Genomic DNA, 19,829 nt, shown 5'->3' with positions numbered 1-19,829 from the left:
TGAGGCGTTATGCCGCCCACCGACACCTGGAGACCTGATAGTATGCCTACTCTCCTTTACCCTTGCTCTCATGGCTCTCTGAAGCGTCTCGGCCTGCCAACAGGCCCTACATGGTCACAGGCAGCCAGGTAAGCGCGCCTGCGTCGCACGAGGCGACGAACCTCCCGCCGTCGGCTCGCACGCGCAGTCGGCTGACGCACGGACCTGAAAATCTTCCACGTATCCCGTCGCATCGAGGAACACGGCGCAACACGTCAGCACGCGCTGCCGGAGTAGGCCGCGCGCCCGACTGACCCGACTCTTGATCGCGGAGACCGTGACGCCCTCGGCGTCGGCGATCGCGGCGAGCCGATGTCCCTGGAAGTCAGCCGCGTCCAGCGCGTCGCGATAGAGCGGCGGCAGCGTGGCTGCGAGGGGCGTGAGGCAGGTGGCCAAGGCTTGAAACGCCGCCACGTCCGGCGGCTCCTGCGCGGCCAGTTCGTGTTCCATTAGCGGGACGTCCGGTCGCCGAGCGCGGAAATGATCGACGATCGTGGTGCGGACCACCTGGTGCAGCCATCCCGCCAAGTTTCCAGGTGCGCGCCCTTCGCGCATCGCGCGCACCGCCTTGCCGAACACGTCGTGCAGCAGGTCCTCGGCAAGCTGTGGGTCACTGATCTGTCGGCGGATAGACGCCAACAGGCCATCGTGCAGGTCCAGGTAGGCAGTCGCCAACGCCTGCTCGGCGGTCGCGTGTTCGGCGGTCGTCGGTGTCTTCGCGATCTGCGCGCCGCGGCTCGTCACGCGCAGCAGCGCACCGCGGCGCGCGGGCGTCCGGACGCTCCGCGCGGTGCGCAGCAGCGGCTTGAACCGCCTGCCGATTTGTCCGCGCCACATACCGTCCCGCTGCGCTCCGCCGCCTTGCACTGCGTGCGAGCCCCGTGCGTTACCACGCGCAGCGACCCCGCCGCTCCGCTCACGATCTCCGAGACGTGATACCGCTGCGCAGCGAGCGCACCCACCGGACGGAACTCCAGTACCAGCTCACTATCCGGCACCAGCGGCACCATCGCCTGGGAGCGCCGCAGGATGCCACCAACCTTCTTGGCGCTCATGGGCGCTCGGCCTTCGACCGCCGGTGAGTCCACCAGCTGCAGTACGGTCTCCTTCCAGTGGTCCTGCGCGCCACCGCAGTCGACGGCGTCCACGGTCAGACGCAGTACCTCGGTCAGGTGATAGCCACGACCGATGGTCGTGTCGCCGAACGTGAACACGAGTTCGTGTTCGGGGAACTTGGCGAGCTCGGCAGCAAAATCGGCGAATAGCATGGCGGCGCTTCCTTTGAGGACGGAGAATGTGCCTCGAACGCCGGCCAACGTGGACACGGTTCATCGGGCACATAGGTATAGACGCCGATCTTCAAAATGGTCGCAGGACGGGGGGCACGCCAGTTGCGCCAGATTGGCCTAACCGCAGTTGGTGACCGACGACCGTCGAGGGGGAGCAGGTGGGCCGCCGCGCCTTGTCGTACCTTTCGGTACCACGCGGCCGTCCACCGGCATTTTCCGAACGCGGCCGCAGCACAACTTGGCGTTATGCAGGATTCCGGCATGTACAGTCACACATTCAGCGGAAAGAGCAGATCCATGAGCAGAGCGCGCGCCACACGTAGCACGTGGTTCCCTGGTTGTGTAGCCGCCGTCTTGGTCGCGACGCTCATTGCCTGCAGCAAGGAGGAGCAGCCGGTGGTGCCTGAAGATCGCACGAGCTTTGCCACTCGCTACGCGGCCGCTTGGAGCGGAAAGGATCCGGTTGCTTTCGGTACGTTCTATGAGGAGGCGGGGTCGCTCATCGTGAACGGATCGGCGTCCGCTGGGCGGGCCGCCATCGTCGAAACGGCTCGCTCCTACATGGCCGCCTTCCCCGATATGGTCGTCCGGATGGACTCACTCCGCGAGGAGTCGGGAGCGAGCGTGTTCCACTGGACGTGGACTGGGACCAATACGGGACCGGGTGGTACCGGGAAAGCGGTGAACCTCACCGGATACGAGCGGTGGACGTTCAGTGCGAATGGGCTGATCCTCAAGTCCGATGGTCACTTTGACAACGACGAGTATCAGCGACAACTCAAGGGTGAGTCGCCCGCCAGCCGCTAATGCTTTGATTGCCGGCGTGCGACTGACGGTCGTCCGATGCCGCGCATAACGATGCCCGCTGCAGACGCTCGCGTGATGCTGACCCGCGCGTTCGAACGACAGGGTGATGGCTGGATGCGAATTACTTTCGACGCTTCTGCCTTTCGGCTCGTGGCGACTTGCTCGTGCTCCCCGTACACGTGCTGAGCGTGCGCGAGGCCGGCACGGCCAATTTGGTCGCGCGAGGGGCGTCGGCAGCGTAGCTTCATCCGCCATGAGCCAGATCCCGGAACGGCTGATTGCCGCCTTGGCCGACCGCTACCGTATCGAGGGTGAACTTGGCGCCGGCGGCATGGCCACGGTCTACCACGCGATGGACCTGCGTCATGATCGTGAAGTCGCCATCAAGGTGCTGAACCCGGAGCTGAGCGCATCGTTAGGCGCCGAACGCTTCCTCAGCGAGATTCGCATCACCGCGAAGCTGCAGCATCCGCACATCGTGCCGGTGTTCGACTCCGGCGATGCTGGCGGCCATCTGTTTTTCGTCATGCCGCGCATCGAAGGCGAGACGCTGCGGGCGCGCATGGAGCGCGGTGGTCCGCTCCCCGTGGCGGAGGCCCTGCGCTATGTGCGCGAGGTGGCCGATGCACTCGCGTATGCACACGATCGCAGCATACTCCACCGGGACTTGAAGCCGGAGAACATCCTAGTGAGCGGCGAGCATGCGTTGCTGGCAGACTTCGGCATCGCCGCGAGCACCGGCACCCCGATCGCGCAACGTCTCACCCAAACGGGGGTGGCGGTCGGCACGCCGGCCTACATGTCGCCGGAGCAGGCCACCGGAGAGCGCACGCTGGGCCCGTCCTCCGACATCTATGCGCTGGGCGCAATCTGTTTTGAATTGCTCACGGGCACGCCGCCCTTCACGGGTGCGACGTATGAGGCTATCCTCGTCCAACGAATCACCCAGGATGCGCCGCGGGCCTCCTCGCGCCGTGCCGACACGCCTGCGCGCTGCGATGCGGCCATCGCGAAGGCGCTCGCCCGTGATCCCGCGGCGCGCTTCGCCACGGCTTCTGCATTTGCCGAGGCTTTGGGCGATATGAACGCTGTACCGGTGGCCGAAGGGCCATCGCTGGCGGTGCTCCCGTTCGCGAACCTCAGCGCCGATGCGGACAACGGCTACTTTGCCGACGGGCTGACCGAGGAAGTCATCCTCATGCTGTCCAAGGTCTCGGCGTTGCGCGTGCGGTCACGCACCAGCGTCGCACAGTATCGCGAGCGTACCGGGCCACCGGCGGAGATCGCGCGCGCACTCGGAGTCACGCACCTGCTCGAGGGCAGTGTGCGCAAGGCGGGGGCTCGCATACGCATCGCGGTGTCGCTGCTTGAGGCGGAGAGTGATCACACGCTCTGGACTGAGAAGTTCGACGGCACACTCGACGACGTCTTTGACATGCAAGATCGTGTCGCGCAGGCCATCGTGGACGCGTTGCGATTGCGGCTCTCCGCTACCGAGCAGGCGTCGCTGCTTGAGCATCCGATCTCCAGCGGCGCGGCCTACGACGAGTACCTCCGGGCGCGCGAGGGGCTCGAGGCGTTCAACGTATCTGGATTCCAGCGGGCGATGTCACACCTCGCTGAGGCATCGCGCCTGGAGCCGCAGAACGTCTTCGTGTTGCGCGGACTTGGGCGCGCCTGCTGGGCGGCGGTGAACCACGGTGTGTCGGGTGACGTAACGTACTTGGACAAGGCACTCGGATACGCTGATGCTATCGAGCGTATCGCACCGACGAGCCCGTATGTCAACGAGATTCGCGGGCTTGTAGCCGCCGCGCGTGGGGACACGGATGGGGCGCTCCGCGGACTCGCTGCCGCCTACGACGCGATGCCCACCGATGAAGACGTCGGGGTCTGGTACTCCATCATCCTGCTGTTCTCTGGACGAGTCGATGCCGCGCAGGTCTTGGCGGATGCGGTGACGCGGGCGCACGGCAACGGCTACACGGAGCTCTGCCGACGCGCAGCGCACATTTTCCGCGCGGAGCCGGAGCGCCTGCGCTCGGAGTTTGGCGCGGAACTTGGGAATGTGCCGGAGTTGCCCTACTTGCTGTTCCAGCTCATGGCGGGCTATGCGCTCGGAGACGCCGAGCACGTCCGTAAGGTATTCGAGCGTGTGCGGATGCTTCCTCCCGATCCGCTGGTGGAGATGGCGCGATTCCAGGTCGCGGCGATCACCGGTGATGCGGCGTCCGCGCAGACGGCACTGACGCCGGCGGTGGCCGCGGTGCTCTGGAACGACTGGCAGTACACGGAGCTCGTCGCGGCAGGATTCGCAGCGCTCGATGACGAGCCGAACGTCGTGAAGTGGCTCGGCCGTTCAGTGGAGCTCGGGAACGCCTACGTCGCGTTCACGGCGCATGCGCACGTGTACTGGCGCGCGTGGCGGGAGCATGTGGCTGTCGCGCCAGCCTTTACGATTGCGCAGGCCCACGCGGAGCGCTACGCGGCAATCCCGCTCGCCACGCGGCTGCTCGAGTTGATGGCGACGCGTTAGGCCGGTGCCCGCCAAGAGGGGCGTCGGTTACGCCGACTCCTCGTCCGACACGATCGTCCCGCAATCGACGAACAACGCTTCGCCCGCCTCGTTATCTCGCAGGGCCTCGAACCACGCGCCATCGACAATGGAGCAGACATTCGGTCTTTCCGAGTCATTCAAGCATAGCAATGTTTGCTGCAGGCGGGCGTCTTTGGAAGCGCGCTGCGCGCGCGTACTGGCGAATTCGTGGCGCTGCGTGATGGGAGTGCATTGAGCCACCCACTGCACTGACCTGCTCTGGCGGCAAGCCGTCCGGATGCCATGAAGCCAAACCTACTCGGGAGAGCATGATGAAGATGACTGGCATCGTTTTTGGGACCACAGACTGGTCGCAGGTTCCTCGCACTGAGCACAAGGGAGAGACCGGTGTGGCGTACTGGAGGACTCAAGAGTTTGGCGGCATCAGAGTGAGAATGGTGGAGTACACCCCCGGCTATGAAGCGGACCATTGGTGCGACAAGGGGCACATTCTGCTCTGTCTGGAGGGCGAGCTGAAGACCGAACTCGCGGACGGCCGCGTCTTCACCCTAACTCCGGGGATGAGCTATCAGGTTGCCGACCACGCCGAAGCCCACAAGTCCATCACCGCTATCGGTGCCACGCTCTTCATCGTTGACTGAGTGAGGTTAACCCCTCGCTCACGCTGACCGGCCTTTGCACGCGAACGAAGCACTCGCGCGCCTGGCGTCGCCGGCACTGCCACCTGGCCAGGCGTTGCTGCTAACGAGGGCCCTTGCACCAGCTTCGTGTACACTTCCACCGCACGGCTTGTCTACCGCGGCAACGAATACGCCACGATCTCCGACGCCTGCCCGCCGGCGGTGGTCGCGAATACCACGTACTGCCGCCCGTCGTGCATGTACGTCATGGGAATGCCTGTCTGCGTACCGCTCGGAATATCGAGTCGCGTAATGCGCGCACCGGTGCGCTTGTCGAGCACCCAGAAGTTGCTGCTGCCGTTTGTGCCTTCACCGGCGAAGAGTAGCGTACGCGTTACCAGCAGTCCGGCGCGTGATGCACGGCCGGTGTTGGGAATGCTGGCCGGCGGCAGTTTGAGCCGCTCGGCGACAAACGCCGGCGTGTCGCCGTTTGGCACCATCCACGCATGGTTACCCGTCGTGAGGTCGATCGCGGTGATGCGCCCCCAGGGCGGCTTCACGAACGGCACGCCCGGGGCGAGTTGACCGCCCCGGCCGCCCGCGATGTAGTTCATGTCCGAGACCTTGCCACCGGGGAGCAGCGCCAGGAACGACGGGGCCGTGACCGACGGCACATACAGATAGCCCGTCTCGGGGTCGAGCGCACCGCCCTCCCAGTTGGCACCGCCTGTAGACGCGGGGAGCGAGAGCGTGCCGCGCGTACCGTCGGCGGCGCCCGCCAATGAGGGCGGGGTGTAGAGCGGCCCCCAGCGGTACTGGCGCGCGATCTCCCGCGCACGGGCGCGGATTTCCGGCGTGAAGTCGAGCAGGTCGTCCTCGCTGAAGCCCTGTCGCTCGAAAGGCGCGGGCTTGGTGGGGAACGGCTGCGTGGGACTATACCACTCGCCAGGCACGTCCCCCTTGGGTACGGCGCGCTCCTCGATGGGCCAAACGGGTGTGCCGGTCACGCGGTCGAGCACGAACACGAAGCCCTGCTTGGTGAGCTGCGCGAGGATGCGGCGCGGCTTTCCATCAATGGTGAGGTCGGCGAGGATGGGCGCGGTGGTGTTGTCCCAGTCCCAGATGTCGTGATGGATGGTCTGGAAGTGCCACACACGTTTGCCCGTGCGCGCGTCGAGCGCCACGATACTCGTCGAAAACAGGTTGTTCCCCGGACGGTGGCCACCGTAGTAGTCGCCGGTTGCCGCTTCGGTGGGCAGATACACGTAGCCCAGCTGCGCATCCCAGGAGATCTGCGCCCACGAGGCCGCATTGCCGGTGTACGCCCACGACTTCTCGAGCCAGCTGTCGTTCCCGACTTCGCCGGGCAAAGGGATGGTGTGGAAGGTCCAGAGCAGACGCCCCGTGCGTACATCGAAGCCGCGAATGTCGCCCGGCGTGTTCACCTTCGACGGCGGCTGCATGCCCACGTGCAGCGCCGCTCCCACGACCAGCACATTGCCGATCACCGCTGCCGGTGAGCTTGCGCCAATTGAGCCGTCTACCGACACGCCCTCGCGCACGCGGAGATTCTTCTGCAGGTCCACCACGCCGTTGAGTCCGAAGCCACGGATTGGCTGGCCGTTGTCAGCGTCGAGGGCGATGAGATGATAACCGGGGGTGACCACATAAATGCGGTCGTCGCCTTTCCCATCCGACCAGTACGACACACCGCGCCCCGAATTCACGCGCGGTGCCTTGGCGAGTCGGTCACGCTCGTCGAATCGGTACATCCAGATGGTTTCGCCAGTGGCCGGATCGATCGCCACCACATTCCGGTGCATACCGGCGGTGGCATAGAGCCGGCCCTTCACGAAGATGGGCGTCGTCTGACTGGCGGCGGCCGGGTTGGGACCCTGATTCCGGGCGCTCCATCGCCACGCCACTTCGAGCGTCGCCGCATTCGACGCGTCGATCTGGTTCAGCGACGAGTACCGGGTGTGCCCCGGGTCTCCACCGTAAATGGGCCACTCGGCGCCGGCGCCGCGCTGCGCGGACGCGGTTGAACTCGCGGTGGCGGGGAGCGCCAGCAGGGCGAGGAGAAAAAGCCGTCCCATCAGAGGCTCCATCGAGAAAAAGGTGATCCAGCCGTCGCGACAACGTGCCCCGCCGTTGCCGTATTCGCTAGGGAATGCAGATTCCCCTTCATGGTGATCGTCGTGCTCCTCGTGGCGCTGCTCGTGGCGCCGATGGTGTCGCCCTCAAGGCTGGCCGCGCAAGTCCATGAGCACGCCGCCAGCGCACCGGCCTCCGACGCGCGCCTCCAGCTCGTGCTCGGCGGTCCGCACCTGATCCTGTATCACGCCGGCTATCTCGCACTCGGTGAGGGGCAGGTGGCCAACCTGCAGCGACTGCGGCGCGCGGTCTGTGACGCGGAAGCCGTGTACGTGGAGCGTACCGCCGGGTGGCGCGACCGGATGTCCGCGCTCCTTGCTGACACCGTTTCGCTCTCCCGCGAATCGAAGGCGGCGCTCACCACGTTGTCGGGGCTGCCCGACGCGATGAACGCAATGGCCGCCGCAGAGACGGCGTGGCTAACGGCGCTGCTGCGTGCACGGCGCGACGCGCTCGGGGTGCTCACCACGCCGCAGCGCGCGCAGCTGTCCACGCTCCGCGACCACTGGGTGCGCGAGTCCCTCGCGATGATCGAGGAGTCCACGCGCCCCGGTCAGCGTGGACATCCCGGCACCCAGCTTCCCATTCGCGTTCCCGGGATGGTGGTTGGCACCACCACGTTGCTCCCCTACTGCGAGTCGTTGCACGGGCCATCGATGCACATCAGCGTCCCCGGTGTCCCTCCGCTGATCAACCGCTGATCAACCGCTGATCAACCGCTGATCAACCGCTGATCAACCGCTGATCAACCATTGATCAACCGGTGATCAGCCGCTGACCTTCACGCGCACGTAGCCGTTCGTCCAGCAGCACTGCTGGCCTGGCGCGCTGTCGGTGATGCCGAAGTTGTCCACGCGTACCCGCAGCATGTACTCGCCCGGCGCACTGAAGCGCACGGACGTGGTCGCGTCGCCGCCGCCGGGTGCGGTGGTGGCCGAGCGCGGCTCGAAGGACACGTCGCCGGGCCCCTGGTGCTTGAACCAGAGCATGTTCACCGGGATCGGTTTCCGTTCGCCGCGATCCTCCATCCAGACGCGAATCGTGAGGGCGCTGCCCACCGCGACCGTGAGTGGTCCGGTGGTCACGCCTTCGCGGCCGGCGGACGCGGGGCCGTTGGCGGCGAAGCGCACGACCGGCATCATCGATCCGGCGGCCTGCGGCGTGTACGAGAGCTTGTAGTACTCGCTCGTCGCGCGGCCGGGCACCGAGTAGGTCACGCCGTTGCGTTGCAACGTCCAGACGACGTCGCCCTTGTGCCCCTTGGGCACCCGAATGGCGAATACGCCGCGTTCGCGCCGGCCACCAAATGCGGAATACCGTACGACCGGGAAATGGGTCGGTTGCAGCCCATTGAACTGTGCCGGCTCGATCCGATTGTCCGGACCGATGGGGATATCCACCGCGCCGCTCGCGTTGCGATTCATGAATCCAAACGAGAGCGTGGTGCTGCCATCGGGATTGGGGTACCACCCGTCGAAGTACGGCGCCACGCCGGCGCCGGCGGGGGCGCTCGGCCCCAGCGGGTACCGCGCGCCCGGCTGCGGTTGCGCCCTCAGTGGGACTACCGCGAGCGGGACGGCAACACAGCACGCGACGGCGACAAGCGCGACCCTCACTTCTTGGCCCGCTGCGCGAGCAGCCGCTGATATGCTGCCTCATCGAGCTGCGTGACGGCGATCCAGGCGTGGCTCATTTCGTCGGTGGTGCGATCCCCGATGCCCACCCATTGATCGGGATCAGGATTGAAGATGTTCTTGTCGGTGTTGTCGTACCACGCGGTGTTGATGATCACGGAGCCCGCCGGCAGCAGCGGCGCTGCGTCTTCGGCATACACGTGGCTATGGTGCCAGCCCGGGTTCCAGTTCGACACCATGCTCAGCGTTTCGCGCCGGCCGTCGGGGTACAGCACCTCGAGCCGCTTGGCGACCAACCGCAGATGCCCGTGCGGTTGCCAGGAATCGATGCGTACCGGCGTGTTGAATCGATGCATGCCCTGGGTGACCAGCGTGCCGCGTGGCTCGATCTCGAAGTCTCCCGAGCCGCTCTGCAGCCCATAGAGCCCGAGTGTCTGGCGGTGCCGCGTTTGCGGCGTGACTTCGGGCCCGTGGAACCAGATGCCGACTTCGAGCTGATCGTCAACGACGGCCTTCCCATTGGGGAAGTAGTGAATGTCGAAGAGCACGTTGGAGCCCGCAGGCGCGATGCGGCAGGCGTCGGCAGGAACGATCTCGCCGATTTTGCCGAGTGCGTATTCGGAGAGGCGCACGCTGCCCGGACCGCCTCCGCCCACGGCATCCGGTTCCGTGGTGACGTTGCCGGGGACGAAGGTGGAGTTGGCGTGGTGCGTCACGCTGCGCCCGGCGACCGTCGGCTTGGTTTCGATGGCCTTGATGCAGCGGTCGGTCGTGAGCCCGCTCGGCACGGCAGGGCGCCACCAGCGGTCCTGGCCGACGGCCGGCACGGTGTACTTGGCCGCCTTGATCACGAGGTCGGGTGGGCCGTACTGCGCCGCGAGCTGGTACTGGCCCGCTTCCGGGAGTTTGGGCGCGGGTGGCATGTCGGCCGGGTCGCCTTCCGGCATGCCTTCGTCCACCCACCGGAGAATCATGGCGATGTCCTGGTCCGAAAGCCGCCAGTCGTGCTTGAGCTTCTGAATGCCGATGTGGGTGTCGTACTGATACGGCGGCATCTCGCGCGCCTGCACGACCTGTTTGATGAGCGGGCCGTGGCGTCGCGCGTGTTCGTAAGTGAGGAGGGGCATGGGCCCGATCCCTCCCGGCGAATGGCACGTCTGGCAGTTCTTCTGCAGCACCGGTGCGACGTCGCGGGTGAAGCTGATGCGCGACGAGTCGGTGGCGCGGTGTGGCAGGAGTGGCGCTCGGCGGCCGGCTTCGGCGGCTGGCGTGCCCTTTCGTGCCGCGGTCAGCATGAGGGCCGCGGCGCACGAGAACGCGAGGGAACGACGCCAGCGTCGCGGTAGCGGCTTCCGCTGTGGCGGACGGGTCGGCACCATGAAGTTTCTCCGGGGACGGGTGGCGGATAGCGTAGTACGCGTGGCGTGGCGGGGCAAGGGAACGGTTGTGGGCGCCGCCACGAGCACCATGCTGTCGGTGAGGGCAACGCCGAGTGACGCGTTGGTAAAGCAGGCCGCGACCGCTCTTCCGAAATGTGAAGGCGTGCAGTCCCGCCGAGGGCTGCGGTGGGGTGTCGCGGAGGTGGGCGCCTCTTGCGGGCCTCTCGGCGCGACACAACGTTAGACTGCATTATCTGCAGTCTAATTCGGAGTGCCAAATCACAACTCCGCGGCGTAAGCAACGCCTTGGCAATGACATCCGACTATGCCATCGACGCGAAGTGCTGTGGATTAGACTGCAGGAATCCGCTGATTAACGCGCTGGCTGCAGTGATCGCCTGCAGGCTAATACTCGTTATGGCGACTCGCACCGTTCGCGATAAGGCTACCCGTCACGACTCCGCTTGCCTGAGATGCGTATGACCTCCGCCGCTGCTGCCCTGGTAATCGCGCTCGGAGCTGGCTTGCTCACGTTCCATCCGAGTCGTCCGCTGTACATGCAGCAGCGCGCGGTCGCCATGCGCGCCGCTGACGGCGTGGTCCTGCAGGGCACGCTCTCGCGGCCGCGCTGGCGACGCGCCGCCGTGCCGGCCGTGGTCATCGTGCACGGGTCCGGTCCGCTGACCCGCGACGATGTCCGCGGCGACATGCGGGCCCTCGTGCGCCTGGGGTTCGCGGTGCTGACGTACGACAAGCGTGGCACAGGACGCTCCGAGGGCGTCTTCCTTCGGCAGTGGGGCGACTCGGCGGAGACCGTCCTCATGCAGCTGGCCGGCGACGCCGCCGTCGCGCTCGATTCACTCCGCGCCGCCGACGGCGTCGACGCCACGCGCGTCGGGTTCTTCGGCGCGAGCCAGGCCGGGTGGATCATTCCCCTCGCGGCGCAACGCGCACGACACCATCCGCGCTTTCAGGTGCTGCTGGCCAGTCCCGCCGTCTCCACGGGCGTCGAGCAGTACTACAGCGATCTCTCGGGTGACGGGTCACGGCCCGCCCAGGTGACCGACCGACGCGAGCTCGAGGCGCGGGTGCTCGCGTATGCGGGGCCTCGCGGGTACGACCCTGCTCCCCTGCTCGCGAAGACCGCGGTCCCGACCCTCTGGCTGCTCGGGGACCGGGATCTGAGCGTGCCGACCTTCGCCTCACGCCGCGTGCTGGACTCGCTGGCGCGTGCCGGCACTCCGACGCACACCGTCGTGAGCTTTCCGAACGCCGACCATTTCCTCCGGGACGCCGACGGCGGGCCACAACCGGCCGTGTGGGACGAGATGATGGCGTGGTTGCGAACGCAGGGCATCGTCCGTGCGCCATAACGACGCTTGCTGCCGACGGCCACGCTAAGGATGGCGCGGGCTACGCCCGCGCGTTCTATTGGAGTGTCCGCAGCAGAAGCAAACATTAGGTGGACTCAAACATCTGAGTCATGATTCTCCATTCCCGTTCGTAATGCCGCCAGTTCAGCTAATGCGTCAACGACCATTTTCAGCTTGAAGGTCTCGCATGATCAAATGCCGCTACTTCACCGTCGTGATCGCAACGCTCGGTATTGGTTGCCAAGCGCTCACAGCGTCAGACGAAGATCGCCAATGTGCGCGTCGGAACGCGTTCTCCTCAAATACAGCTCAGATGCGAATTGCAGAAGAGCGACAGTTCAGAGCACAGGGCTTTGTATCGGACGGACCAAGTCGTTGCCTCAGCTTGGTAAAGGGTGGATTCAAGTACAGCATCGATAATCCTGAGGTAGCAACGGTTGGCAGCACGACGGGTATCGTGATCGCACGCTCGACCGGCGTAACGCGTCTGACGGCACACCAGCGCGTTCGGGGCATCGATTACCGAGGTGAGCTTCGACTCCAAGTAAGTCCGTGAGTGCCACCTAACTGGGCGTTGTTGCGGATAGCGCGGAGCGGTGTGCAGCAGGCGGTCGCCGTGCTGGCGCACGCCGCCCGTCCGGCCGCACTTTATATGATGCGCTGCAGCAGAACGCTGAGGCGTTATACCGCTTGACTCGCTCCGCAACGGCCTTGCGCGAGTGTATATACATTTGTATCTTTACCTGTGACCTTTGAGTGGGACGCCGCCAAGAGCCTGCGGAATCTCGCGCATCGCGGGTTCGACTTTGAATTCGCCTCGCAGGTATTCGCGAGCCCGTACGTGGAATTCGACGATACGCGTCGCGACTACGGAGAGCGACGCGTGGTGGCGCTCGGCACCGCCGACGGCTTCGCGCTCACGGTCGTGTTCACCGATCGCGTCGAGCCGTCCAGCGGCGTGGTCCGCCGCCTGATCAGTGCCCGTCTCAGCAACCGCAAGGAGCGCCGCCTGTATGCCGAAGCCCTCGAAGCCATCCGCGAGCAAGACGAGCCCGACGAAGGGGCGCGCTGATCTGGCGCGGCTCAGGCGCGTCACGGAGGCGGAAATTCAACGGACGTCGCCGGCGGAGCTTCGCGACCTCCCGGATACGCTGTGGCAGAGTGCGCGCGTGGTATCGCCGGTGTCCAAGCAAGCGATCTCCATTCGCTTGGACCGCGACGTCGTGGAGTTCTTTCGCGCCAAGGGGCCTCGGTATCAGTCACAGATCAACGCGGTGTTGCGCAGCTACGTCGATCACGTGGTCGCGTCGACACCAACGCCACGTCGAAAGCGCGCGGTGTAACGCAAGGCGTCGGGCCGTCCGCATGCCGTGGGGGCACCCTCAGATTGCCCGTCTGGCTCGAAACGACGAATCCCGCGTCTCCCCCAATTGATTGCAGCGGCTTACCCCCAACCGTTGCCCTCGTCCCGCAGGCCGTCGCGCGCCATCTTTCTCGCTCCAGCCAACGTCTCGCCACTGCGGAATGTATGGCACTGACACACCGGCACTCACAGCTCCATCATGCCAGCCTACATCATCGCCGACGTCAAAGTCCGCGACACCGAGCAGTACAAGGCATACGTCGCCCTCTCCCCCGCCGCCGTCGCTGCGGCCGGCGGCAAGTTCATCGTCCGGGGCGGCCGCACGGCGGTGCTTGAGGGTAACTGGGTGCCGTCACGTGTCGTCGTCATCGAGTTTGACGCCTTCGACGACGCGCAGGCGTTCTATGACTCGGTGCAGTATCGCGACGCGCGCGCGAAGCGCGCGGGGGCGACGGACTTCTTCAACATGATTCTGGTCGAGGGCGCGGCGTAGGCATGCCCCATCAGCTGGCCGTTGCGACCTGCCTGGCTTGACGTGCACCATCACATCGTCTGATCGCCACGCCGCACGTTGAGAACGTGTCAGCGACCAACGCGACCACGGGGCGCCACTGACCATAGTCGCGCGCGGTCGGCGCCGCGTCGGGCATGCGCGCTCCGAGTCCGAGGAGCGCCAAGCATACGCCCGACTCCGGCGCATACAGTAGACCGACAGAGAGTATGATCGAAATAACTCACGCGGTGGTTGCACACGAAATCGAGACGGTGCGTCTCCTTCTCATGGAGTATCAGGCGCAGCTTGACGTCGATCTGGCGTATCAGGATTTCGAGACCGAGGTCCGCCATCTTCCCGGAGCGTACGCAGGGCCGTCCGGCCGTCTGCTCCTCGCCACGCTTGAGAACCAGCCGGTTGGTATGGTAGCGCTTCGTGATGCGGGCGGCGGCCGCGCCGAGATGAAGCGCCTGTTCGTCCGTCCCACCGGCCGAGGCCATGGCGTGGGACGCGCGCTGGTCGCTCGTCTGCTGCGTGAGGCGCGCGCCGCACGATACGAGGAAGTCGTGTTGGATACGCTTCCGTCGATGCAGTCGGCGCAACGATTGTACGAGCAGTTTGGCTTCGTCGATATCCCGGCGTATCGCGCGAGTCCGGTTCCTGGCACGCGATATCTCGGGCTAACGCTTGGTGTGGTCTAACGGCAGTTGGTGCAGGCGGCCACGTTATTGAAGCGGCGGCTGCGTCGCTGCAATTTCTTTGGGTATCGGCAGCACAACTTGACGGTAACCCGATGCCCACGTGACGTGTTTATGACGGCAGCATGACAGCCAGCGAGCTTGTAGTTCGAATCCGCGTTGAATCGCCACCGCCCGACGTCGCGTGGGCGCTCCAACTGGGGCGCACGGAGTTGTCGCCGCCGACCCGATGCTCACCGCACCTTGAGTTCGAGGCGTCTGTGCGGGTCGTCGTTGGCACGAACGGGGAGCTCGACTTTCGAGGCCCGGCGGTGCAGGGCCCGCGAGCCGGCCGGTTCATCTATCTCACCTCGGGCACCCGCGCGGGCCAGTTCGGTTCGTGCTGGGATCGGCGCGCCAAAGTGTCACTCGAAGGGTTGCGGCCGTTGCTCGCTCAGCGATTCGGTGACACCTCAGGTACTATGGGTGTCGCCAGTATCGCGGGAACGAGTCGGGACGGTGGCCCTGCCTGTGCGAGTGTGCCGCTGCTCGGCGTCGGCTGGAGTGTAGTGCCCCGTACGGGCTAATTGAGGTTGGTGCAGACGACAATACCGATAGGAGAGCTCACGATGTGGGAGTATCTGAAATCCTGGTGGGTTCGTGCGGGACTCGTTGGCCTCGTAGTGGGCTCCGGCCCCCTCGTAAGCATCATGGTCGCGGCACGCCTTGGCTTCTACCACGACCCGAATCCGAATCCGGTCTTTCTCGGCATGCTCGCCGGTCTTACCTTCTGGCCGAGCGTTGCCCTCATTGCCTTTGGCATATGGCGCCGCAGAAAGCAGGCGCACGCGGCATAACGATGCGTGCTGAAGCCTGACGATATGATGGCTCGCTGTGTTCGCGTTCTCCAGGATCGCCCGCTGCGCAGTCCGGCGCTAGATGACGTCCCAAACTGCGGATATCCGGACTTTGGGTGAACGTCTCAGATCTGCGTGAGATGGCACTCGCGTTGGCCTGGAGGGTACGGGGCGATCAATGCTGCCCAATCGAGCGCTAGTCGCCACGTAAGCGACCCGTCACATCCGTCTGTGGGCGCTGCTGAGGGTGGGACTGAGTGGAGTGTTCCTCCTCGCCGGGACCGATCCGCTACGCTTGCCTCCGCTGACGCTCGCGGCGGTGGTCGTGTTGGCCGCGGCCGTGAACCTCGTGGAGCTGCGGCGGCGCCGGGAATACGATCTCCTTTGCAATCTGGGGGTCGGCGCCGTCCCCGTGGCTGCGCTGGTGATCGCCCCGCCGCTCACGGGTGAACTCCTGCTTCATGTGGTGGGGACCCTTCGCGGATGACCGCCCTGCTGCGCGTGGACAGTGTGGCGAAGTCGTTTGCGGGGCGTCGCGTCTTGTCGTCCGCCTCGCTGCGCGCGGTGCCGGGCGAACTCCGCGTGCTCTTCGGCCGCAACGGCATCGGCAAATCCACCCTGCTCAAGATCGCGGCGGGGCGCGTGGCGCCCGACGGCGGGACGGTACACTTTGGCGGCCACGCCTATTTGCACGCGCGACCGCACCGCTTGGCCGCGGCCGGCCTGTTCTATCTTCCGGATGCCGATCTCCTGTCGTCGGCGTTTACCGTCCGGCACCAGCTGACCCTCTTCCAGCGCCAGTTTGGCGGCGGCGATATCGGCGCGGCGGCGGCGCGTGTCGGCATCTCGGCGCGACTCGATCAGCGTCCGGACACGCTCTCCGGCGGCGAGCGTCGACGGGCGGAACTGGCCGCGGTCCTGGTGCGACGGCCGACCTGTCTCCTGGCCGATGAGCCGTATCGTGGACTCGCGCCACAGGACGCGGAGCTCCTCACGATGGTCCTGCGCGCCCTGGCCGCGGACGGGGTGGCGGTGCTGGTCACGGGCCACGAGGTGCCCACACTCATGGACGCGGCCGATCACATCACCTGGTGCACGAGCGGTACGACGTACGAGCTGGGGCCCCCGGCTGTCGCCGTGAATCATGAGGCTTTCCGGCGCGAGTACCTGGGCCCGTGGCGCACCCCGAGTGACATCTAACGAACCGGTGCTGCTGACAGGGCCATGCGGTGTGCGACAGGCGGTCGCCGTGCTGGCGCAGGTCGCCCGTCCGGCCGCATTTTGTTTGGTGCGCAACAGCAGAACGCTGAGGCGTTAGGTGGATGCGCGCAAATTCATGGACGACTCGGCTTTGAGTGACTCGGCACGTTCCAGCGGCTCCGACATCCGAACGGCTCTACACGCGCTGCACCGCGAGAGCGTGGCGTACTGGGATGCGCTCAACACGGCGACGTTTCTCGCGCCCATCGGCACCGCGTGGTCGCCCGCCGAAAACGTCCGCCACCTCACGAAGTCGATGCGCGCCGTGACCCAAGGGCTACAATTGCCGCGCGTCGTCCTGTTGGTGGCGTTTGGTCGAGCGACCGCGCCATCGCGCCCCTACGCCGCCGTGCGCGAGGTGTACCGGGCCCGCTTGGCACAGGGAGCAAGTGCTGGCCGATTCGCTCCGAGGCCACACGCCGCCCCGAGCAATCCCGAAGACGCGCGCGCCCGAACCATGGCGGCTCACGCGGCGGCCGTCGCGAGTCTCTGCGACGCCGTTGAACGCTGGCCCGAACGAGCGCTCGATGCACGCCGGCTCCCGCATCCCCTCCTCGGGCGCCTCACCGTCCGCGAAATGCTGTTCTTCACGCTCTATCACAATCGGCATCATCTGGAGAACGTCCAGCGTCGCTTCGCGAGCATCCAGACGGGCGCCACCTAACGACACGTGCCGCTGATGAACGCAGGTCGCGAGGTGACATGCCATTCCAGCATCCGCCGCCCGGGGCGCGTACAGTGAGGTATGCCGCTTGCCATCCTGCCGTCGCGCCGCTTCGTCCTCTGGGGTACTGTCTGCCTGCTTGTCGCAGGCACTCTGGCGGCAACGCCCGGAGCCGTCAGGGCGCAGGACGGCGCCGTTGCCGAACGCGCCGCAGCCCCGGTCAATCCCGAAACGGTACCGCGTCCAACGTTCCGCGCCGTACGCACGACCGCACCCATCGTGATCGACGGAAAACTGGAGGAAGCCGCATGGTCCACAGCGCCGGTGCTTACCGACTTCGTGCAGCAGCTCCCCAACACGGGATATCCGTCGCGCTTCCGCACTGAAGTGCGCCTGCTGTATGACACGAAGAACTTGTACGTCTCGGGCGTGAACTTCGATCCCGAGCCGGAGAAGGCCATTACGGTGGGGCTCGAACGCGACTTCGTCTCGAGCAACAGCGATATCTTCGGCCTGGTGCTGGACACCTTCCACGACCGCCGTAATTCGTTCCTGTTCATCGTGAATCCCAAGGGGGCCGTGCGCGACGAACAGACCTTCAACGATTCGCGCACCATCGTGGAGGCGTGGGACGGCATTTACACCGTGCGCACCACGCAGCAGGACAGCAGTTGGACGGTGGAGATGGTCATCCCCCTCAAGACGCTGCGCTTCGACGCCTCGCGTGAACCGCAGGACTGGGGGATCAACTTCATCCGCCGCGTGCGCCGCGTAAACGAAACGAGCTACTGGGCTCCACTCGAACGCCAGTATCGCCTGCATCGCATGTCGAAGGCCGGCACCATCGAGGGCATCTCCGGGCTGCAGCAGGGACGCAACCTGCAGATCAAACCGTACGTGCTCGCCGGCAATTCACGTGGCGCGCAGGTTCCTGCCGCGTCGCTCGGCAGCAAGGCCGACCTCGGCGGCGACATCAAGTATGGAGTGACCCCGTCGCTCACCCTCGATCTCACCTACAACACCGACTTCTCGCAGGTCGAGGTGGACCAGCAAGTGGTCAACCTCACCCGCTTCGGCATTCTGTTCCCCGAGCGCCGTGAGTTCTTCATTGAGAACAGCGGCTCTTTCACCTTCGGAGACGTCTCCGAGCGCAACTACCGCATGGGCGCGGAGCTCCGCGACTTCACGCTTTTCAATTCGCGGCAGATCGGCCTCACCGGCGACGGTCTCCCCATTCCGATTGCCGGCGGTGGCCGTCTCACGGGTCGCGTGGCGGGATGGGAAGTGGGGATGCTCGACATGCAGACGCAGCGCACCGGAGCGAGTGCCGCCGAAAATTTCGGCGTGGTGCGCCTGCGTCGGAACGTGTGGGGCAACTCGGATATCGGCGTGCTCGGTGCCAACCGACAGGCCACTGACGGCAGCGATGCCTTCAACCGCAGCTACGGTGTCGATGCCAACATCCGCCTGCTTGGCAACCTCATCATCAATACCTATCTCGCCGGCAGTCGCGCCGACACCTCGACGTCGAACGGCAGCGCGGGGCGCGTCTCGGTGGCCTATCGCGGACGTCTCTGGAACAGCTCGGCGATGTACAAACGCATCTCCGATCATTTCGATCCGGGGATTGGCTTCGTGAACCGGCGCGGCTTTGAGCAGTGGTACGCCACCACTGGCATCCATGCCCGCCCCACGGTGACGCTGCTGCAGGAGGTGAATCCCTACATCGAGGCGGAACGCTTCGCGGGCATTGATGGGTCACTGCAGTCGCGACGCGTAGTGGGTGGACTGAATTTGTTCTTCCAGCCCGATGGTGATCTCAAAATCGAGGTGAACGACTGGTTCGATCGCCTCGACCGGCCGTTCACACCCTTTGCCGGGCGTACCATCCCCGTGGGGAGCTACGCGTTTCGCAATGCGAGAGCCACCTACACGTCCACGCAGCGCTATCCGTTGTACGGAAACGCCAGCGTGCAGGTGGGCGAGTTCTACAACGGCACCAATCAGACAGTGAGCGGAGGGCTCACCTGGCGGCCGCGCTATGACATGAGCTTCGAGGCTACCTATCAGCACAACGATGTAACGCTGCCAAGTGGTGCCTTCAATGCGGACCTCGCGGGAGTTCGTCTCAAGTACGCCCGTTCCACCACGCTCTTCGGCAGTGCGTTCGTGCAGTACAACACGCAGTCGCGCAGCTTCGTGACCAATGCCCGCGTGGCGTGGCGCTATGCTCCGTTGAGCGACGTGTTCCTCGTCTACACCGATCGGCAGAACACCCTGACCAACGTGCGCAACGAACGGTCGGTGGCACTCAAGGTCACGCGCATGGTGGCGTGGTGATCCGCAGCGGTCGGTGCGTAATTCGGTCCTAGGCGCGGGTTGGGCGCGTCGATCATGCTCGAAGGCGCCAACGTGCTGTCTACGTGCGTGAACGGTACCGCGCTCTGGAGCGCGTTCATGGTGCCCGCGAGCGGGGCGTTCACGAACGGGACAGCCACCGTCAAACTGTCTGTCGCCGGCGTTGGCAGCGCGGTGCCGTTCGCCAGCGGCACGCTGATCAAGCTGAACTGGGCAAAGTAGTCACGTGCCGCGTTGCGTTCGACAAGGACCGACCACTCCTTGCGGAACCTTCGCGTTTTCGGTGAGTTTCACGGACAGCTCCT

Annotated in this window: 21 protein-coding genes; 16 read left to right on the top strand and 5 right to left on the bottom strand. The window is 65.5% G+C overall.

Annotation, left to right across the window (positions count from 1 at the left end; genetic code table 11):
- Positions 1 to 114 precede the first annotated feature (114 nt).
- The gene (locus tag GEMMAAP_RS19700) at positions 115 to 783 is read right to left on the bottom strand and encodes a sigma-70 family RNA polymerase sigma factor (RefSeq protein ID WP_053333833.1); all 669 of its coding nucleotides are present in this window, start codon (positions 781 to 783) and stop codon (positions 115 to 117) included.
- Positions 780 to 1,307 carry a DUF6428 family protein gene (locus GEMMAAP_RS19695; RefSeq protein ID WP_026848901.1) on the bottom strand — a complete coding sequence of 176 codons (528 nt, stop codon included), beginning with the start codon at positions 1,305 to 1,307 and terminating at the stop codon, positions 780 to 782. Before GEMMAAP_RS19695 ends, GEMMAAP_RS19700 begins: the two co-directional genes overlap by 4 nt.
- Before the next feature lie 318 nt (positions 1,308 to 1,625).
- Here GEMMAAP_RS19695 and GEMMAAP_RS20155 point away from each other — a divergent pair, with 318 nt between their 5' ends.
- The 3 genes from GEMMAAP_RS20155 to GEMMAAP_RS19675 all read left to right on the top strand — a co-directional run bounded on the left by GEMMAAP_RS20155 (position 1,626) and on the right by GEMMAAP_RS19675 (position 5,333).
- Entirely contained in the window at positions 1,626 to 2,135 is a 510-nt protein-coding gene (locus tag GEMMAAP_RS20155; RefSeq protein WP_158514941.1) for a nuclear transport factor 2 family protein, read from the top strand.
- A 253-nt stretch (positions 2,136 to 2,388) separates the two neighbouring features.
- On the top strand, positions 2,389 to 4,671 hold the full coding sequence (locus GEMMAAP_RS19685) for a protein kinase domain-containing protein (protein WP_053333831.1): 2,283 nt from the start codon (positions 2,389 to 2,391) through the stop codon (positions 4,669 to 4,671).
- Between the two features lie 332 nt (positions 4,672 to 5,003).
- On the top strand, positions 5,004 to 5,333 hold the full coding sequence (locus GEMMAAP_RS19675; RefSeq protein WP_026848898.1) for a DHCW motif cupin fold protein: 330 nt from the start codon (positions 5,004 to 5,006) through the stop codon (positions 5,331 to 5,333).
- A gap of 152 nt (positions 5,334 to 5,485) precedes the next feature.
- On the opposite strand, the gene GEMMAAP_RS19670 is transcribed toward GEMMAAP_RS19675, so the two are convergent.
- On the bottom strand, positions 5,486 to 7,408 hold the full coding sequence (locus GEMMAAP_RS19670; RefSeq protein WP_053333830.1) for a pyrroloquinoline quinone-dependent dehydrogenase: 1,923 nt from the start codon (positions 7,406 to 7,408) through the stop codon (positions 5,486 to 5,488).
- 90 nt (positions 7,409 to 7,498) lie between these two features.
- On the opposite strand from GEMMAAP_RS19670, the gene GEMMAAP_RS19665 reads away from it, so the two are divergent.
- A complete protein-coding gene (locus tag GEMMAAP_RS19665) occupies positions 7,499 to 8,167 on the top strand; it encodes a hypothetical protein (protein ID WP_026848896.1) in 669 nt (222 codons plus the stop codon).
- Between the two features lie 66 nt (positions 8,168 to 8,233).
- Here the strand turns inward: GEMMAAP_RS19665 and GEMMAAP_RS19660 are convergent, their stop codons facing one another.
- Together GEMMAAP_RS19660 and GEMMAAP_RS19655 are read right to left on the bottom strand one after the other, a co-directional pair.
- The gene (locus GEMMAAP_RS19660) at positions 8,234 to 8,956 is read right to left on the bottom strand and encodes a hypothetical protein (RefSeq protein WP_026848895.1); all 723 of its coding nucleotides are present in this window, start codon (positions 8,954 to 8,956) and stop codon (positions 8,234 to 8,236) included.
- Positions 8,957 to 9,078: 122 nt separating this feature from the next.
- Entirely contained in the window at positions 9,079 to 10,479 is a 1,401-nt protein-coding gene (locus tag GEMMAAP_RS19655) for a c-type cytochrome (RefSeq protein ID WP_145979263.1), read from the bottom strand.
- 473 nt (positions 10,480 to 10,952) lie between these two features.
- On the opposite strand from GEMMAAP_RS19655, the gene GEMMAAP_RS19650 reads away from it, so the two are divergent.
- The 12 genes from GEMMAAP_RS19650 (at position 10,953) to GEMMAAP_RS19595 (ending at position 19,746) form a co-directional block, all read left to right on the top strand.
- Complete coding sequence (locus GEMMAAP_RS19650) at positions 10,953 to 11,852, top strand: alpha/beta hydrolase family protein (RefSeq protein ID WP_082821524.1); 900 nt, start codon at positions 10,953 to 10,955, stop codon at positions 11,850 to 11,852.
- A 745-nt stretch (positions 11,853 to 12,597) separates the two neighbouring features.
- Positions 12,598 to 12,924: a BrnT family toxin gene (locus GEMMAAP_RS19645; protein WP_026848893.1), complete on the top strand. Its 327-nt coding sequence runs from the start codon at positions 12,598 to 12,600 to the stop codon at positions 12,922 to 12,924.
- Positions 12,866 to 13,195: a BrnA antitoxin family protein gene (locus tag GEMMAAP_RS19640; RefSeq protein WP_075071583.1), complete on the top strand. Its 330-nt coding sequence runs from the start codon at positions 12,866 to 12,868 to the stop codon at positions 13,193 to 13,195. Before GEMMAAP_RS19645 ends, GEMMAAP_RS19640 begins: the two co-directional genes overlap by 59 nt.
- A gap of 219 nt (positions 13,196 to 13,414) precedes the next feature.
- Complete coding sequence (locus GEMMAAP_RS19635; protein WP_026848892.1) at positions 13,415 to 13,708, top strand: DUF1330 domain-containing protein; 294 nt, start codon at positions 13,415 to 13,417, stop codon at positions 13,706 to 13,708.
- 227 nt (positions 13,709 to 13,935) lie between these two features.
- A complete protein-coding gene (locus GEMMAAP_RS19630; RefSeq protein WP_026848891.1) occupies positions 13,936 to 14,409 on the top strand; it encodes a GNAT family N-acetyltransferase in 474 nt (157 codons plus the stop codon).
- Between the two features lie 122 nt (positions 14,410 to 14,531).
- The gene (locus tag GEMMAAP_RS21265) at positions 14,532 to 14,972 is read left to right on the top strand and encodes a DUF5990 family protein (protein ID WP_053333828.1); all 441 of its coding nucleotides are present in this window, start codon (positions 14,532 to 14,534) and stop codon (positions 14,970 to 14,972) included.
- Positions 14,973 to 15,014: 42 nt separating this feature from the next.
- Positions 15,015 to 15,242, top strand: coding sequence for a hypothetical protein (locus GEMMAAP_RS19620; RefSeq protein WP_145979262.1), 228 nt, complete (start codon positions 15,015 to 15,017; stop codon positions 15,240 to 15,242).
- A 262-nt stretch (positions 15,243 to 15,504) separates the two neighbouring features.
- Positions 15,505 to 15,729 (top strand): hypothetical protein, encoded by a 225-nt coding sequence (locus GEMMAAP_RS19615; RefSeq protein ID WP_145979261.1) that lies wholly within the window; start codon positions 15,505 to 15,507, stop codon positions 15,727 to 15,729.
- On the top strand, positions 15,726 to 16,442 hold the full coding sequence (locus tag GEMMAAP_RS19610; protein ID WP_026848887.1) for an ABC transporter ATP-binding protein: 717 nt from the start codon (positions 15,726 to 15,728) through the stop codon (positions 16,440 to 16,442). The genes GEMMAAP_RS19615 and GEMMAAP_RS19610 overlap by 4 nt, the downstream gene beginning before the upstream one ends.
- A 136-nt stretch (positions 16,443 to 16,578) precedes the next feature.
- The gene (locus GEMMAAP_RS19605; RefSeq protein ID WP_145979260.1) at positions 16,579 to 17,166 is read left to right on the top strand and encodes a DinB family protein; all 588 of its coding nucleotides are present in this window, start codon (positions 16,579 to 16,581) and stop codon (positions 17,164 to 17,166) included.
- 81 nt (positions 17,167 to 17,247) lie between these two features.
- Positions 17,248 to 19,506, top strand: coding sequence for a carbohydrate binding family 9 domain-containing protein (locus GEMMAAP_RS19600; RefSeq protein WP_026848885.1), 2,259 nt, complete (start codon positions 17,248 to 17,250; stop codon positions 19,504 to 19,506).
- Positions 19,507 to 19,560: 54 nt separating this feature from the next.
- The gene (locus GEMMAAP_RS19595; RefSeq protein WP_026848884.1) at positions 19,561 to 19,746 is read left to right on the top strand and encodes a hypothetical protein; all 186 of its coding nucleotides are present in this window, start codon (positions 19,561 to 19,563) and stop codon (positions 19,744 to 19,746) included.
- Positions 19,747 to 19,829: the final 83 nt, after the last annotated feature.

The organism is Gemmatimonas phototrophica (genome assembly GCF_000695095.2).
GTDB lineage: Bacteria > Gemmatimonadota > Gemmatimonadetes > Gemmatimonadales > Gemmatimonadaceae > Gemmatimonas > Gemmatimonas phototrophica.
This window is presented reverse-complemented; position numbering and strand designations above follow the sequence as displayed.